Here is a 16,718-nt window from a genome sequence, read left to right on the forward strand (position 1 = left end):
GTACAGAAATTGACTTGATACATGGACAACTGTGGCGAGGGAGCTTGCTCCCGCTTGAGTGCGCAGCACTCACAAATTCTTGGGGTCGCTTCGCAACCCAGCGGGAGCAAGCTCCCTCGCCACAACAGCTGCACCATTAACTAAAGGTTTAGCTGTACACCCGGCCAAGGAGCTGCCGATGGCTTTCAAACTGATCGAGCACATCGCGTGTGATCTGATCCTGCGTGAAGCCCATCAGGTCGTAGTCCTGGCTGCCGTTGTGCAAATACACCTCGGCGCGGTAGTAACGCTGGCGCGCTTCATCGGACTGGGCCGATTCGGTCGGGGTCGCCAGATAGCCGTCCAGGCTCACTTCGTAGACGAAAGGGTTACCCTCTTCCATCTCGACGCGCACGCCCATGCAGCGCTTGGATTTGCCCAGCAGCGTCTGCACTTCCAGACCCTGCGCACGCATTTGTGCGGCAGCGTCTTCCAGCGCCGGGCTGACCTGCTTGTCCATGAAACGCTGCACCACCGATTGGCTCGGTTGCAGATCCAGCTGCGTCAGGCGCTCGCTGAAACCACGACGACCGCGTTCAGCCAATTGCGCCTGCTCCTGTTCGATCTGCACGTCCTGACGCATCGCCTTGTGCAGGCCGAACATGAAGAACACCAGCACCACCGAGAACGGCAGACCGGCCAGCACCACCATGGTTTGCATGGCTTCGAAGTTACCGGCGAACAGCAGACCGATAGTCACCAGCGTGATCACCACCGACCAGAAGATCCGCAGCCAGTGCGGCGCATCTTCATCGACATTGCCGCCCTTGCAGGACAGATTCGCCATCATCACCGCGCCGGAGTCGGCCGGGGTCAGGAACAGCACGAAGCCAACAAAGATCGACACACCGATGACGACTTTCGACGCCGGGTAGTGTTCCAGCAACTGGTAGATCGCCATCGACGGCTGTTCCAGCGCCGTCTTGCCGAGTTCCACCGCGCCCTGGTTCATCACCAGATCCAGTGCCGAGTTACCGAAGATCGACAGCCACGCCAGGGTGAAACCCAGCGGAATCAGCAGTACACCAGCGACCAGCTCACGCACGGTACGGCCACGGGAAATACGCGCGATGAACATGCCGACGAATGGCGCCCAGGAAATCCACCACGCCCAGTAGAACAGGGTCCACAGGCCCAGCCAACGGTCGGACTTGGCGCTGTCGCCTTCATAGACGTACAGGTCGAAGGTCTTCAGCACCACGCCGTTGAGGTAATCGCCGATGTTCTGCACGAAGCCGTTGAGCAGGTGCAGGGTCGGGCCGAACAGCAGGACAAAAATCAGCAGACCGCTGAACAGCACGATGTTCAGGTTGGACAGACGACGGATGCCGTTTTCCACACCGGACACGGCAGCGATGGTCGCCACGGTGCTCATCACGATGATCACGATCAGCAGGTTGGTGTTGCTGTGCTCCATGCCGAACAGGTTTTCCAGGCCGGAGGACACTTGCAGCGAGCCGATCCCCAGGTTGGTCACCAGACCCAGCAGGGTCACGAACATGCCGAAGCCGTCCACTGCGTGACCGGCCGCGCCTTTGACCCAACGCTCGCCGACCAGCGGATACAGCGCCGAACGCAGGGCCAGCGGCTGGTTATGACGGTAAGCAAAGTACGCCACGGCCAGACCGACCAGTGCGTAGATCGCCCAGCCGTGCAGGCCCCAGTGCAGGAAAGTCAGTTGCACCGCCTGACGCGCGGCCAGGTTGGTGGCCGCTGCGCCTTCCGGCGGATTGAAGTAATGGTCCAGCGGCTCGGAGGCGCCGAAATACAGCAGCGAAATACCGATACCCGACGAGAACAGCATCCCCGCCCAGGCACCGTAACTGAAATCCGGGGTATCGTCCTTGCTGCCCAGTTTGAGTTTGCCGTAGGAGGAAAACGCCAGGCCCACCACAAACACCAGGTAGGCGGCGATCACCACCATGTAGTACCAGCCGAAGCTGCGCGACAACCAGGCCTGAGCCATACCCAACATTCTGCCGGCCTCTTGCGGGGCGATGATCAGAATGGCGGTCAACAACAGAATCAACGCGGTAGAGGTGTAAAACACCCAACCGTTGACCGTCACCTTCTCGGGCGGGGTCTTTATAAGCGAGGCAGAACTCATGGCACAAATGCTCCAGGCAGTGCGAGAGAAGAACACAAGGCAACACGGAACCCGACCAATCGGTTAGTTGGCAGCCGACCGGCGGGTGATATAAAGACACCCCGAAAAAAGCCCGAACCTGCCGAAATGGCGTTGCGAATCGCTTTCGTGGCCAAAGCTGTGCGGACGTTCATCCGAAACCTGGCCCCGAGCGTCTTGCCCATTCAACACGTCCATCGAATAGCGAACCGCGCCATGCCCCACGCAGGTTTCAAGGATTTCCGGAGGTCGTTTTATCGCCATTTACAAGCAGAAAAAATCTGTAGGCAGCGACGATTTGTCGCAGATCTTATTCTTTGTTGATTGAACGTTCAATCAAAACAAAATAGACTGGCCCTCAATCCGATCGGCGTTTATCGCCCGTCGGAAGGCCTAAGGAGATGTGCAAGATGCCCAAGGTCGGTATGCAACCCATCCGCCGCCAACAACTGATCGAAGCCACGTTGCAGGCGGTCGATCAGGTCGGTATGGGGGACGCCAGCATTGCGCTGATCGCCCGTTTGGCCGGTGTCTCGAATGGCATCATCAGTCACTATTTTCAGGACAAGAACGGCCTGATTGCCGCCACGATGCGGTATCTGATGAATGTCCTCAGCGAGAACGTCACCGCGCGCCGACAGGCGCTGGCAGACAGCAGCCCACGGGCGCATCTGCAGGTGATCATCGAAGGCAACTTCGACGCCAGCCAGGTCAATGGCCCGGCAATGAAAACCTGGCTGGCCTTCTGGGCCACCAGCATGCACCAGCCGTCTTTGCACAGGTTGCAGCGGATCAACGATCACCGTCTGTATTCCAACCTGTGCTGCGAGTTCCGCCGTGTGTTGCCGCTCGAAGATGCGCGCAGCGCAGCGCGTGGACTGGCAGCGTTGATCGACGGTTTGTGGTTGCGCGGCGCGCTGTCGGGAGACGCTTTCGACACGGCGCAGGCGCAACAGATCGCTTACGAATACATGGATTTCCAATTGGCCAAGCAGGTGAGCCAGAGCACACAGAAAACGCTCGGTACCTGAACCGCCACCGCAGTTTCAGCGCGGTGGTCGACGCCAACCACTAATGCACTTGCGAGGACACTATGGCCCGTTTCGAACTGCAAAAACTCTACATCGATGGCGCGTACTCCGACGCTGGCAGCGATGCCACTTTCGAAGCCATCAACCCGGCGAACGGTGAAGTCCTCGCCAAAGTGCAACGTGCGACCAAGGAAGACGTCGAGCGTGCTGTGGTCAGCGCTGAAAAAGGCCAGAAAATCTGGGCCGCGATGACCGCCATGGAGCGTTCGCGCATCCTGCGTCGCGCCGTCGACATCCTGCGCGAGCGCAACGATGAACTGGCTGCTCTGGAAACCCTGGACACCGGCAAAGCCTTCTCCGAAACCAAGTACGTCGACATCGTCACCGGTGCTGACGTGCTGGAATACTACGCAGGCCTGGTGCCGGCGATCGAAGGCGAGCAGATTCCGCTGCGCGACACTTCCTTTGTCTACACCCGTCGCGAACCGCTGGGCGTGGTCGCCGGTATCGGCGCGTGGAACTACCCGATCCAGATCGCGCTGTGGAAATCTGCACCCGCCCTGGCCGCTGGTAACGCGATGATCTTCAAGCCAAGCGAAGTCACCTCGCTGACCACCCTGAAACTGGCCGAGATCTACACCGAAGCCGGCCTGCCAAACGGCGTGTTCAACGTCCTGACCGGCAGCGGCCGTGAAGTCGGCACCTGGCTGACCGAGCACCCGCGCATCGAGAAAGTCTCCTTCACCGGCGGCACCGACACCGGCAAGAAAGTCATGGCCAGCGCTTCGGCTTCGTCGCTGAAAGACGTGACCATGGAACTGGGTGGCAAGTCGCCGCTGATCATCTGCGACGACGCCGACCTCGATCGCGCCGCCGACACCGCGATGATGGCCAACTTCTACAGCTCCGGTCAGGTCTGCACCAACGGCACTCGCGTGTTCGTACCGAGCCACCTGAAAGCCGCTTTCGAAGCCAAGATCGTCGAGCGCGTAGCACGCATCCGTATCGGCAACCCGGAAGACGAAAACACCAACTTCGGCCCACTGGTCAGCTTCGCCCACATGGAAAGCGTGCTGGGTTACATCGCCAAGGGTAAAGAAGAAGGTGCCCGCGTGCTGTGCGGCGGCGAGCGTCTGACCGACGGCGAATTCGCCAAAGGCGCCTTCGTTGCACCGACCGTGTTCACCGATTGCACCGACGAGATGACCATCGTCCGTGAAGAAATCTTTGGCCCGGTGATGGCGATCCTCTCCTACGAAACCGAAGAAGAAGTGATCCGCCGCGCCAACGACACCGACTTCGGCCTGGCCGCCGGTATCGTCACCAAAGACCTGAACCGCGCGCACCGCGTGATTCATCAACTGGAAGCCGGTATCTGCTGGATCAACGCCTGGGGCGAGTCCGATGCGAAGATGCCGGTGGGCGGTTACAAGCAGTCGGGCGTGGGCCGTGAAAACGGCATCAGCTCGCTGACCAACTACACACGTATCAAATCGGTACAGGTCGAGCTGGGCGATTACGTCTCGGTGTTCTAAGCCCGAGTCTTGTATTGCCTGCGAAGGCCTCTTCGCGGGCAAGCCCGCTCCCACAGGTTTGGAGTCGTCCCTCAAATCTGTGGCAGCTCCCAATCCTTGTGGGAGCTGGCTTGCCAGCGATTCGAGTGCGCAGCACTCGCTGAGGTCCTGCCTGACCACATCTAAAGAGGGTGCATTCAATGTCCCAAGAATTCGATTACATCATCATCGGTGCCGGCTCGGCCGGTAACACCCTGGCGACCCGTCTGACTGAAGACGAAGGCGTCACCGTGCTGCTGCTCGAAGCAGGCGGCCCGGACTATCGTTTCGACTTCCGCACGCAAATGCCGGCCGCGCTGGCATTCCCGCTGCAGGGTCGTCGCTACAACTGGGCCTACGAAACCGATCCGGAGCCACACATGGACGGTCGCCGGATGGAATGCGGTCGCGGCAAAGGCCTCGGCGGCTCCTCGCTGATCAACGGCATGTGCTACATCCGTGGCAACGCGATGGACTACGACGGCTGGGCGAAGTTGCCAGGCCTGGAAGACTGGACCTACCTCGACTGCCTGCCGTACTTCCGTAAAGCGGAAACCCGTGACATCGGCCCGAACGATTACCACGGTGGCGACGGCCCGGTCAGCGTGACCACGCCGAAAGCCGGCAACAACCCGCTGTTCCACGCCATGGTTGAAGCCGGCGTGCAAGCCGGTTACCCGCGCACCGAAGACTTGAACGGCTACCAGCAGGAAGGCTTCGGCCCGATGGACCGCACCGTGACGCCGAACGGTCGTCGTGCTTCCACGGCCCGTGGCTACCTCGACGTCGCGAAAAAGCGCTCGACCCTGACCATCGTCACCCACGCCCTGACCGACAAGATTCTGTTCGAAGGCAAGCGTGCGGTCGGCGTGCGTTATCTGGTCGGCTCGGCGGAAGAGCGCGTTGAAGCCAAAGCACGCAAAGAAGTTCTGCTGTGCTCCGGCGCCATCGCTTCGCCGCAGATTCTGCAGCGCTCCGGTGTCGGCCCGGCAAAACTGCTGGAAAGCCTCGACATCCCGGTCGTCCATGATCTGCCGGGCGTCGGTGAAAACCTGCAGGATCACCTTGAGCTGTACCTGCAATACGCTTGCACCCAACCGGTCTCGCTGTACCCGTCGCTGCTCTGGTACAACCAGCCAGCCATCGGTGCCGAGTGGCTGTTCAACGGCACCGGCATCGGCGCCAGCAACCAGTTCGAAGCCGGCGGTTTCATACGGACTCGCGAAGAGTTCGAATGGCCGAACATCCAGTACCACTTCCTGCCGGTGGCGATTAACTACAACGGCAGCAACGGTGTGAAAGAGCACGGTTTCCAGGCGCACATGGGTTCCATGCGTTCGCCGAGCCGTGGCCGCATCCAGGTCAAATCCAAGGACCCGCGTCAGCACCCGAGCATCCTGTTCAACTACATGGCCACCGAGCAGGACTGGCAGGAATTCCGTGACGGCATCCGCCTGACCCGCGAAATCATGCAACAGCCTGCGCTGGACGCCTTCCGTGGCCGTGAAATCAGCCCGGGCATCGACGTGCAAACCGATGAGCAACTGGACAAGTTCATCCGCGAGCACGCCGAAACCGCGTTCCACCCTTCCTGCTCGTGCAAGATGGGCACCGACGAGATGGCGGTTGTGGATGGCGAAGGCCGCGTGCACGGCATGCAGAGCCTGCGTGTGGTCGATGCTTCGATCATGCCGATCATCACCACCGGTAACCTGAACGCGCCGACGATCATGATGGCCGAGAAAATCGCCGACAAGATCCGTGGCCGCAAACCGCTGCCGCGTAGCAATGCTGCCTACTACGTGGCTGGCGGTGCGCCGGTGAAGGGCAAGCCGATGCGTGATATCACGCCTGTTGCCCAGTAAGACTTGATACCGCGTCACGGCTAATCGCTGGCAAGCCAGCTCCCACAGGGTTTTGCGTCGTTCACAGATATTGTGGTCACCGAGAAACCTGTGGGAGTCTGGCTTGCCAGCGATGAGGCCCTGCAAATCAGCATCCATCTCCCTGCTGCACAGTAAATCCTCCTACACCCCCTCTTCACTTGATCCTACCCCCACGCAGGCCTACTCTAGACCTCGCGCAATCGTTTCACCCCTCCCCGCCGAATCGCTACGCCCCGCAACTCCATGACAAGGAGGTTCCCGAATGTTCGATTTCCACCCCCAGCTCAAGCAGCGCTTCGCTGCCTTGCGCACGGGCGCCGAGTTTTTTTCCCTGCGATATGTGCGCGAGTCCGGCCAATACCTGTCGGTGCGCAAGAACGTCGCCGAACCGCCAAGCCTGAGCCGTGACGAGGGTGCGATGCTCACGGTGCGGGTCAACGGCGTCGAGGCTTACGCGGCGACCAACGACCTGTCGCAGCAAGGCCTGCAAGCCGCCCTTGAGCGCGCCGAACAGCAGGCCCGCCGGCTCAAGCCTCATGCTTTGCTCGACCTGCGCGATCAGCCGGTATCCAGTGACCGCGCTGATTACTTTTCGCCCAATCTCGATCAACCCTTCCCGTCCCTGAGCGAATGTTTCGAACTGCTCGGCGCGGAATCCGCCTCGGTGCCAAAGGATGAGCGCCTGGTGCATTGGCAAGCGAGCATCGGCATCACCCACGTCGAACAGATTTACCTGAGCAGCGCCGGCGCCGAATTGCGCCAGGCCCAGCGCTTCGTTTATCCAAGTCTCGATGTCACCGCCTACGACGGCAACGACAGCCAGACCCGCTCCCTGGGCCGCGAGAACTTCGGTCAGCAGGGTGGCGCCGACGTGATCAGCCGTTGCGGTCTGGTCGGCGCCGGCCCGCAAGTGGCCGATCAGGCCCTGCAACTGCTGCTCGCGCCAAATACCCCGCAAGGCCCGCGCGATCTGTTGCTGATGCCCGATCAGATGATGCTGCAGATTCACGAGTCCATCGGTCACCCGCTGGAGCTGGACCGGATCCTCGGTGACGAGCGCAATTACGCCGGCACCAGCTTCGTCAAAACCAGCGACTTCGGCAGCCTGCAATACGGTTCGAAGCTGCTCAACGTGACCTTCGACCCGGACATTCCCGAAGAGCTGGCCAGTTACGGCCACGATGACGACGGCAGCAAGGCCAGCAAACAATTCCTGATTCGCCAAGGCATGTTGTTGCGGCCATTGGGCGGCGCACTGTCGCAGTTCCGCGCCGGCCTCGACGGCGTTGCCAACAGTCGCGCCTGCGGCTGGAACCGGCCACCGATCGACCGCATGGCCAACCTCAACATCGAGCCGGGCGATCAGTCGCTGACGCAACTGATCAGCGGCATCGAGCACGGCATTCTGATGAGCACCAACCGTTCGTGGTCGATTGACGATGCACGTAACAAATTCCAGTTCGGTTGCGAGTGGGGTCAGTTGATCGAGAACGGTGAACTCAAGGGTGTGGTGAAAAATCCGAATTACCGAGGCATTTCCGCGCACTTCTGGAAGAGTCTGCGCGCGGTCGGCGATGCCGGCACCCGTAAGGTGCTGGGCACGCCAAACTGCGGCAAGGGCGAGCCGAACCAGGTGATCCGCGTCGGCCACGCTTCGCCGGCCTGCGTATTCAGCAACGTTGATGTATTTGGGGGAGACGCCTGATGAGCATTTCGAAGAGTCAGTCCGACGCCTTCAAGATCATGGTCAATTGGCTGCGCGACAGCGTGCGCGAGCCGGAACAATTCACCCTCAGCTATGCCGCCGAATCCTCGGCGTTCGTGCGTTTCAACCACGCCAAGGTGCGTCAGGCCGGTCAGGTGCAGCAGGCCAATGTTGGGTTGAAGCTGATCAATGACGGCCGCCACGCTGACCTGCACATCACCCTGTCCGGTGATCAGGAAGCCGATCTGCAACGCCTCGCCGAAGGCCTGCAACAACTGCGCGAAACCCTGCCGCTGCTGCCACAGGATCCGTACCTGCTGCTCAACCACAACGGCTGGCAGAGCAACAACGTGCAGCAACATCCGCTGCCGGACACCGAGCAGGTAGTCGAGGAAATCTGGACCGCAGCTGAAGGTCTGGATCTGGTCGGCTTCTATGCTGCCGGCCCGATCAGCCGTGGTTTCGCCAGCTCCTCGGGAGCGTTTGGCTGGCATCAGGCCAACAGCTTCAACTTCGACTTCAGCCTGTTCCACGAAAACGGCGAAGCGGTCAAGGCCAGCTACGCCGGGCACGAATGGAGCAGCGAAGGCTTCGCCCGGCGCTTCCAGCAGGCGCGCGAGCAACTGGCGTTTCTCGGTCGACCGTTGCGCACCCTCGCACCGGGGCAATACCGGGCATATCTGGCGCCGGCCGCGCTGGAAGAAATCATGGGCATGCTCAGCTGGGGCGGTTTTTCCGCACAGTCGATCGCCAGCAAAAGCAGTCCGCTGCAGAAGCTGTATGTCGGTGATCAGGCGTTCAGCTCGCTGGTGTCGCTGGATGAAAAAGTCAGCGGCTCGTTGAGCCCAGCGTTCTCCGGCGAAGGCTATCCGCGCAGCGATCTGCGGCTGGTCATCGAAGGCAAGGCCGGTGATCAACTGGTCGGCTCGCGCAGTGCCGCCGAATACGGCCTGACCGCCAACGGCGCCAGCGGCGGTGAAATGCCGAGTGCACTGAACATGGCGGCCGGTGATCTGTCACAGGCAGAAATTCTCAAGCAGTTGGGCACCGGGCTGTACATCAGCAACTTGTGGTACCTGAACTACTCCGATCAACCGGCGGCGCGCCTGACCGGCATGACCCGCTTCGCGACCTTCTGGGTCGAGAACGGCGAGATTCAGGCGCCGGTCAGCACCATGCGTTTCGACGACAGCGCCTACAGCCTGCTGGGTTCGCAGCTGGAAGCACTGACGGCCGAGCGTGAGTTGCTGCTGTCGGCGAGCACGTATAGCCAGCGCAATACCTCGTCGGCGTTGCTGCCGGGGGCGTTGGTGAGCCGACTCACGCTAACCCTGTAACACCGCAAAAACCTGTGGGAGCTGGCTTGCCAGCGATGAGGACATCAGATTCAACATAACTTTGTCTGAAAGCCCGTCATCGCTGGCAAGCCAGCTCCCACAAGGTAGTGTTCCGCCTGACCCACACTCTAAGAGGTTCCATGCCCACTCGCCCGCCTCTCGACGCCATCACCGCCCGCTGGTTGCCGTGGGTCGTCGCCATTGCGTTCTTCATGCAGTCCCTCGACGGGACCATCCTCAACACCGCCCTGCCGGCCATGGCCCGGGATCTGGCCGAAGACCCGTTGCGCATGCAAGGCGTGGTCATCGCCTACATGCTCACCGTGGCCTTGCTGATTCCGGCCTCGGGCTGGATCGCCGACCGCTTCGGCACCAAGAAAATCTTCTTCGGCGCGATCCTGCTGTTCAGCATTGGCTCGCTGCTCTGTGCGTTATCGAGCACTCTGACCATGCTGGTTGGCGCGCGGGTAATCCAGGGCCTGGGCGGCGCATTGATGTTGCCGGTCGGACGGCTGGTGGTGCTGCGCGCCTATCCGCGTTCGGAACTGGTGCGGATCATGGGTTTCATCACTATTCCCGGCCTGCTCGGCCCGTTGATCGGTCCGACCATGGGCGGCTGGATGGTGCAATACCTGACGTGGCACTGGATCTTCCTGATCAACCTGCCGGTCGGTGTTCTCGGCTGCTACGCGGTGTGGAAGTTCATTCCCGACCTGCGCGGCAGCGAACGCACGCGCTTCGACAGCCTCGGTTTCCTGCTGTTCGGCGCCGCAATGATCCTGATCACCATCGCCATGGAAGGTCTGGGCGAACTGCACTTGCCGCACCTGCGGGTGATGTTGCTGCTGTTCGGCGGGCTGGCCTGCCTGGCGGCGTACTGGTTGCGCGCCGGGCGTGTGGAAAATCCGCTGTTCGCCCCTTCGCTGTTCAAGACCCGAACCTTCGCGGTTGGAATCATCGGCAACTTGTTCGCCCGCCTGGGCAGCGGCGCCCTGCCGTTTCTGGTGCCGTTGCTGCTGCAAGTGGCGCTGGGTTATTCGCCGTCGCAAGCGGGGATGAGCATGCTGCCGCTGGCCGCTGCGGCGATGTTTGCCAAGTGGATGGCGCGACCGCTGATCGAACGCCTCGGCTATCGCATCGTGCTCACCGGCAACACCCTCGCGCTGGGGATCATGCTGGCGAGCATGGGTCTGGTCAGCGAGCAGACGCCTTATTGGCTGCTGCTGTGCCTGCTGGCGGTTCTCGGCGCGATCAACTCGCTGCAATTCACCGCGATGAACACCGTGACGCTGATCGACCTCGACGACGCCAGCGCCAGCAGCGGCAACAGCTTGCTGTCGGTGGTGGCGCAGTTGTCGCTGAGCCTGGGCGTGGCCTGTGCCGGCGCCTTGCTGGGCGGCTTCACGGCGGAAATCGGCAACGACGGCGTCGAGACCGTGCTGGGGGCGTTCCAGCTGACGTTTGTGACCGTCGGAGTGATGGCAATGCTGGCGGCGACGATCTTCTCGCAACTGTCGAAAGAAGACGGGCGCCGGGTCAAACGCCCGGATGAACATCCGGATGAGCACATCGAACACTGAACAAACAGTGAATGCTTTTGTGGCGAGGGAGCTTGCTCCCGCTGGACTGCGCAGCAGTCCCCCGCTTTATGAGCTGAAGAGCGGGGCCGCTTCGCGCCCCAGCGGAAGCAAGCTCCCTCGCCACAGTTGAATCTCTTCCCATGGGTTTTAGACACTGTTCGTCCAGAACTTTCGAGGAAAGTGGCACGGGGCTGCTACACTGCGCGACATTTTGTTTTGCAGGCCAGTCCCGTGACCACCATCGCCACCGCTTTTAATACTCTGCCGCTGTCCGCCGCCATGCTGGCTAACCTCGAATCCCTCGGTTATGCCCAGATGACGCCGATCCAGGCGCAGAGCTTGCCGGTGATCCTCAAGGGGATGGACCTGATCGCCCAGGCCAAGACCGGCAGCGGCAAGACCGCCGCGTTCGGCATCGGCCTGCTCAACCCGATCAACCCGCGCTACTTCGGTTGCCAGGCGCTGGTGATCTGCCCGACCCGTGAGCTGGCCGACCAGGTCGCCAAGGAAGTCCGGCGCCTGGCCCGTGCCGAAGACAACATCAAGGTCCTGACCCTGTGCGGCGGCGTGTCGTTTGGCCCGCAGATCGCTTCGCTGGAGCACGGCGCACACATCATCGTCGGCACCCCGGGGCGTATCCAGCAACACCTGCGCAAGGGTTCGCTGGTCCTCGACGGCTTGAACACGCTGATCCTCGACGAAGCCGACCGCATGCTCGACATGGGCTTTTACGACGCCATCGAAGACATCATCGAAAAGACCCCCGCACGCCGTCAGACCCTGCTGTTCTCCGCCACGTACCCGGTGGGCATCAAGCAATTGGCGTCGAAATTCATGCGCGATCCGCAAACGGTGAAAGCCGAAGCGTTCCACGACGACACGCAGATCGAGCAGCGCTTCTACGAGATTTCCCCGGAAGAGCGCATGAGCGCAGTGACCAAAGTCCTGCACCACTTCCGCCCGGCCTCCTGCGTGGCGTTCTGCTTCACCAAGCAGCAGGTGCAGGAAACCGTTGATCACCTGACCTCCAAGGGCATTTCCGCCGTCGGCCTGCACGGCGATCTGGAACAGCGTGACCGCGATCAGGTGCTGGCGATGTTCGCCAACCGCAGTACGTCGGTACTGGTCGCCACCGACGTGGCCGCCCGTGGTCTGGACATCGATGCGCTGGACATGGTGATCAACGTCGAGCTGGCCCGAGACTCGGAAATCCACATTCACCGCGTTGGCCGTACCGGTCGCGCTGGCGAAAAAGGCATCGCGGTCAGCCTCGTCGCACCGTCCGAAGCGCATCGTGCGCAAGCCATCGAACAACTGCAGAAAGCCCCGCTGAATTGGGATCAGGTCGATAACCTCAAGTCCCAGGGCGGCGCCCCGCTACAGCCACCGATGAGCACGCTGTGCATCGCCGGCGGGCGCAAGGACAAGGTACGTCCGGGCGACATCCTCGGCGCCCTGACCGGTGACGCCGGCATCCCGGGTGCCCAGGTCGGCAAGATCGCGATCTTTGACTTCCAGTCGTATGTGGCGGTTGAGCGCACCGTGGTCATGCAGGCGCTGCAGCGCTTGAACAACGGCAAGATCAAGGGCCGTTCGCTGCGCGTGCGCGTCCTTTAAGAACAACGCACACCCCCTGTAGGAGCTGCCGCAGGCTGCGATCTTTTGACTTTGTTTTTAAAGAGCAAGATCAAAAGATCGCAGCCTCGTTTCACTCGACAGCTCCTACAACAGTTGGTTTTGTGGTGATATTTCAGAGGACACCGTTTTGCGCTCTACCGAAGTCGTGATCATTGGCGCTGGCGCCGCAGGGTTGATGTGTGCACTGACCGCCGCCGGGCGTGGGCGTCAGGTGGTGCTGCTCGACCATGCGAACAAGGCCGGCAAGAAAATCCTGATGTCCGGTGGTGGCCGCTGCAATTTCACCAACATGTACACCGAGCCGGGCAATTTCCTCTCGGGTAACCCGCATTTCTGCAAATCGGCACTGGCGCGCTACACCCAGTGGGATTTCATCGGCATGGTCGCCAAGCATGGCGTGCCCTACCACGAGAAAAAACTCGGCCAGCTGTTCTGCGATAACAAATCCAGCGACATCCTCGGCATGCTGCTCGACGAGTGCGATCAGGTCGGCGTCGAGCTGCACCTGGACACCTCGATCCAGACCATCGAAAAGGTCGAAAGCGGTTACCTGCTCGACACCACCCTCGGCCAGGTTCAGTGCCAATCGCTGGTGATCGCCACCGGCGGGCTGTCGATCCCGACGCTGGGCGCTACCGGTTTCGGTTATCAGGTCGCCAGGCAGTTTGGCCACGAACTGCTGCCAACCCGTGCCGGCCTGGTGCCGTTCACCATCACCGATCAGCTCAAGGAACTGTGCACCGAGTTGTCCGGTACCTCGGTGGATTGTCTGGTCAGCTGCAACGAGCAGAGCTTTCGCGAGAATATCCTGTTCACTCACCGCGGCCTCAGTGGCCCGGCGATTCTGCAGATCTCGTCGTTCTGGGAGCCGGGCGACACCGTGGAGATCAACCTGCTGCCGGATCACGACACCGCCGCATGGCTGCAACAGCAAGTGGCCGAACGCCCGAACAGCGAACTGAAAACCCTGCTCGGGGAAATCTTCACCAAGAAGATGGCCAACCTGTTGGCGGACAACTGGTTCGTGTCCAAACCGATGAAGCAATACACCCACGCCGAACTGGCGCAGATTGCCGGCAAGCTCGGCAGCTGGAAAGTTGTCCCGGCCGGCACCGAAGGCTACCGCACCGCCGAGGTCACGCTGGGCGGCGTCGATACCCGCGAAGTGTCGTCCAAGACCATGGAATCGCTGAAAAGCCCAGGGCTGTATTTTGTCGGCGAAGTGCTCGACGTCACCGGGCATCTGGGCGGTTTCAACTTCCAGTGGGCATGGGCCTCGGGTTACGCGGCTGCGCAATACGTCTGACTGAAACAACACTCCCCTGTAGGAGCTGCCGAAGGCTGCGATCTTTTGATCCTGTTTTTAAGATCAAAAGATCGCAGCCTTCGGCAGCTCCTACAGGGGGAGCGGGCAATCAAGGAACACTTTTTGCTGTCAGATGTGATCGGCGCCATTGCGTCGGCGTCATTACTGGCTCAATTTAGCGGCATCGCCTCGGAAGGCCTTCGCACTTCATGTCCTCGACCTCGTTTCGTCAGTCTTTGCGGCGCCTGTGGGCGCTGGATAAATTCAGCTACAGCGTGCGGGTGTTCATCGCCCTGACCGGCAGCATGGCGCTGTGTTGGTATCAGGATGAAATGGGCCTGCTGATCCCGTTGTTCCTCGGAATCATCGCCAGCGCCCTGGCCGAGACCGACGACAGTTGGCAGGGTCGCCTCAACGCCCTCGCCGTGACACTGGTGTGTTTCAGCATCGCCGCGCTGTCGGTGGAACTGCTCTTCCCCTACCCCATCGTCTTTGCCATCGCCCTGGCCCTGGCCAGCTTCGCCCTGACCATGCTCGGTGCGCTCGGCGAGCGTTATGGCGCGATTGCTTCGGCAACGTTGATCCTGTCGGTCTACACCATGATCGGCGTGGATCAGCGCGGCGGCGCGGTCACCGATTTCTGGCACGAACCGATGCTGCTGGTGGCCGGTGCCGCGTGGTACGGCCTGCTCTCGGTGCTGTGGCAGGCGCTGTTTTCCAACCAGCCGGTGCAGCAGAGTCTGGCGCGGCTGTTCCGTGAACTGGGCTTCTATCTGAAGCTGAAAGCCTCGCTGTTCGAGCCGATCCGTCAGCTGGACGTCGAAGCACGACGGCTGGAACTGGCGCAGCAGAACGGTCGGGTGGTGGCGGCGCTGAACAGTGCCAAGGAAATCATCCTGCACCGGGTCGGCAACGGTCGCCCGGGCTCGAAAGTCAGCCGTTATCTGAAGCTGTACTTCCTCGCCCAGGATATTCACGAACGCGCCAGCTCTTCGCACTATCCTTACAACGCGCTGGCCGAGGCGTTCTTCCACAGCGACGTGCTGTTCCGCTGCCAGCGCTTGCTGCGCCAGCAGGGCAAGGCCTGTCGCGCGTTGGCCGAATCGATCCAGATGCGCCAGCCGTTCGTCTACGACGCCAGTTTTGCCGAAGCGCTGACTGACCTCGACGCGTCCCTTGAACACCTGCGCATCCAGAGCAATCCGGCATGGCGCGGCCTCCTGCGCTCGCTGCGCGCACTGGCAGCCAACCTCGGCACCCTCGACCGCTTGCTCAGCGACGCGAGCAACCCCGACGCGCTGGCGGACGCCACCGACAGCAGCCTGCTCGACCGCTCGCCGCGCAACCTCAAGGACGTGTGGATTCGTCTGCGCACGCAGCTGACACCGACCTCCTTGCTGTTCCGCCACGCCCTGCGTCTGCCGCTGGCATTGAGTATCGGCTACGGCATGGTGCACCTGATCCACCCCTCGCAGGGCTATTGGATCATCCTCACCACACTGTTCGTCTGCCAGCCGAACTACGGCGCAACGCGGCGCAAACTCGGGCAGCGGATTCTCGGCACCGCCATCGGCCTGACCGTGGCCTGGGCGCTGTTCGATCTGTTCCCCAGCCCGCTGGTGCAGTCGTGCTTCGCCATTGCCGCCGGGGTGGTGTTCTTTACCAACCGCACCACGCGTTACACCGTGGCGACGGCGGCGATCACGATCATGGTGCTGTTCTGCTTCAACCAGATCGGTGATGGCTACGGGCTGTTCCTGCCGCGCCTGTTCGATACCCTGCTTGGCAGCCTGATCGCCGGCCTGACGGTGTTCCTGTTCCTGCCGGACTGGCAGGGTCGACGCCTGAACAAAGTACTGGCCAACACCCTGACCTGCAACAGCATCTACCTGCGCCAGATCATGCAGCAATACGCCGCCGGCAAGAGCGATGACCTCGCCTATCGCCTGGCCCGACGTAACGCGCACAACGCCGACGCGGCACTGTCGACGACGCTGGCGAACATGCTGATGGAGCCGGGGCATTTCCGGAAGGAAGCGGATGTCGGTTTCCGCTTTCTGGTGCTGTCGCACACCTTGCTCAGCTACCTGTCCGGGTTGGGCGCACATCGCGAAACGCAGCTACCGGCGGAAGTCCGCGAACACCTGATCGACGGTGCTGGAGTGAAACTGGCCGCGAGCATCGATGAAATCGCCCAGGGCCTGGCGAACAAGCAGCCAGTGGCGATCCAGAGCGACGACGAGGAAGCGCTGGCCAATGAGCTGGAGCAGATGCCGGACGAGATCGATGAAGGGCAGCGGCTGGTGCAGACGCAGCTGGCATTGATCTGCCGGCAGCTGGGGCCATTGCGCACGTTGGCGGCGCATTTGATCAAAGACACCAGCGAGGCTTAAGGTGACCGGACTGGCCCCATCGCTGGCAAGCCAGCTCCCACATGATTTGTGTACACCGCAATACCTGTGGGAGCTGGCTTGCCAGCGATGAGGGCATCAGCAACAACACAACTTCGGATCAGATG

10 protein-coding genes are annotated in these 16,718 nt (G+C 61.4%); 9 read left to right on the top strand and 1 reads right to left on the bottom strand.

Translation table 11 applies throughout. The features are described from left to right. Positions 1 to 148: 148 nt before the first annotated feature. The gene (gene betT, locus B1722_RS17060) at positions 149 to 2,146 is read right to left on the bottom strand and encodes a choline BCCT transporter BetT (RefSeq protein WP_041063387.1); all 1,998 of its coding nucleotides are present in this window, start codon (positions 2,144 to 2,146) and stop codon (positions 149 to 151) included. A 428-nt stretch (positions 2,147 to 2,574) separates the two neighbouring features. On the opposite strand from betT, the gene betI reads away from it, so the two are divergent. The 9 genes from betI (at position 2,575) to yccS (ending at position 16,593) form a co-directional block, all read left to right on the top strand. Next, positions 2,575 to 3,195, top strand: coding sequence for a transcriptional regulator BetI (gene betI / locus B1722_RS17065; RefSeq protein WP_041063389.1), 621 nt, complete (start codon positions 2,575 to 2,577; stop codon positions 3,193 to 3,195). 62 nt (positions 3,196 to 3,257) lie between these two features. Next, positions 3,258 to 4,730, top strand: a complete 1,473-nt coding sequence (gene betB, locus B1722_RS17070; protein WP_047297082.1) for a betaine-aldehyde dehydrogenase — start codon at positions 3,258 to 3,260, stop codon at positions 4,728 to 4,730. 179 nt (positions 4,731 to 4,909) lie between these two features. After that, positions 4,910 to 6,613 carry a choline dehydrogenase gene (betA, locus tag B1722_RS17075; protein WP_086793597.1) on the top strand — a complete coding sequence of 568 codons (1,704 nt, stop codon included), beginning with the start codon at positions 4,910 to 4,912 and terminating at the stop codon, positions 6,611 to 6,613. Between the two features lie 283 nt (positions 6,614 to 6,896). After that, a complete protein-coding gene (locus B1722_RS17080; RefSeq protein WP_086793599.1) occupies positions 6,897 to 8,339 on the top strand; it encodes a TldD/PmbA family protein in 1,443 nt (480 codons plus the stop codon). After that, positions 8,339 to 9,676, top strand: a complete 1,338-nt coding sequence (locus B1722_RS17085) for a TldD/PmbA family protein (RefSeq protein ID WP_086793601.1) — start codon at positions 8,339 to 8,341, stop codon at positions 9,674 to 9,676. The genes B1722_RS17080 and B1722_RS17085 overlap by 1 nt, the downstream gene beginning before the upstream one ends. A gap of 140 nt (positions 9,677 to 9,816) precedes the next feature. Then, positions 9,817 to 11,256: a multidrug transporter subunit MdtD gene (gene mdtD, locus B1722_RS17090; protein ID WP_086793603.1), complete on the top strand. Its 1,440-nt coding sequence runs from the start codon at positions 9,817 to 9,819 to the stop codon at positions 11,254 to 11,256. A 231-nt stretch (positions 11,257 to 11,487) separates the two neighbouring features. Continuing rightward, positions 11,488 to 12,873, top strand: coding sequence for an ATP-dependent RNA helicase DbpA (gene dbpA, locus B1722_RS17095; RefSeq protein ID WP_007962660.1), 1,386 nt, complete (start codon positions 11,488 to 11,490; stop codon positions 12,871 to 12,873). Between the two features lie 148 nt (positions 12,874 to 13,021). After that, a complete protein-coding gene (locus tag B1722_RS17100) occupies positions 13,022 to 14,200 on the top strand; it encodes an NAD(P)/FAD-dependent oxidoreductase (RefSeq protein WP_086793605.1) in 1,179 nt (392 codons plus the stop codon). A 209-nt stretch (positions 14,201 to 14,409) separates the two neighbouring features. Beyond that, positions 14,410 to 16,593 (top strand): YccS family putative transporter, encoded by a 2,184-nt coding sequence (yccS, locus tag B1722_RS17105; RefSeq protein ID WP_086793607.1) that lies wholly within the window; start codon positions 14,410 to 14,412, stop codon positions 16,591 to 16,593. Positions 16,594 to 16,718 lie beyond the last annotated feature (125 nt).

Origin of the sequence: Pseudomonas sp. SCPG-7, assembly GCF_002156405.1 — a bacterium.
In the GTDB taxonomy this organism is placed as follows: Bacteria; Pseudomonadota; Gammaproteobacteria; order Pseudomonadales; family Pseudomonadaceae; genus Aquipseudomonas; species Aquipseudomonas parakoreensis.

Bases quoted from the DNA above. Each gene is read 5' to 3' on its own strand.
- betT (WP_041063387.1), bottom strand. From the start codon at position 2,146: ATGAGTTCTGCCTCGCTTATAAAGACCCCGCCCGAGAAGGTGACGGTC.
- betI (WP_041063389.1), top strand. From the start codon at position 2,575: ATGCCCAAGGTCGGTATGCAACCCATCCGCCGCCAACAACTGATCGAA.
- betB (WP_047297082.1), top strand. From the start codon at position 3,258: ATGGCCCGTTTCGAACTGCAAAAACTCTACATCGATGGCGCGTACTCC.
- betA (WP_086793597.1), top strand. From the start codon at position 4,910: ATGTCCCAAGAATTCGATTACATCATCATCGGTGCCGGCTCGGCCGGT.
- B1722_RS17080 (WP_086793599.1), top strand. From the start codon at position 6,897: ATGTTCGATTTCCACCCCCAGCTCAAGCAGCGCTTCGCTGCCTTGCGC.
- B1722_RS17085 (WP_086793601.1), top strand. From the start codon at position 8,339: ATGAGCATTTCGAAGAGTCAGTCCGACGCCTTCAAGATCATGGTCAAT.
- mdtD (WP_086793603.1), top strand. From the start codon at position 9,817: ATGCCCACTCGCCCGCCTCTCGACGCCATCACCGCCCGCTGGTTGCCG.
- yccS (WP_086793607.1), top strand. From the start codon at position 14,410: ATGTCCTCGACCTCGTTTCGTCAGTCTTTGCGGCGCCTGTGGGCGCTG.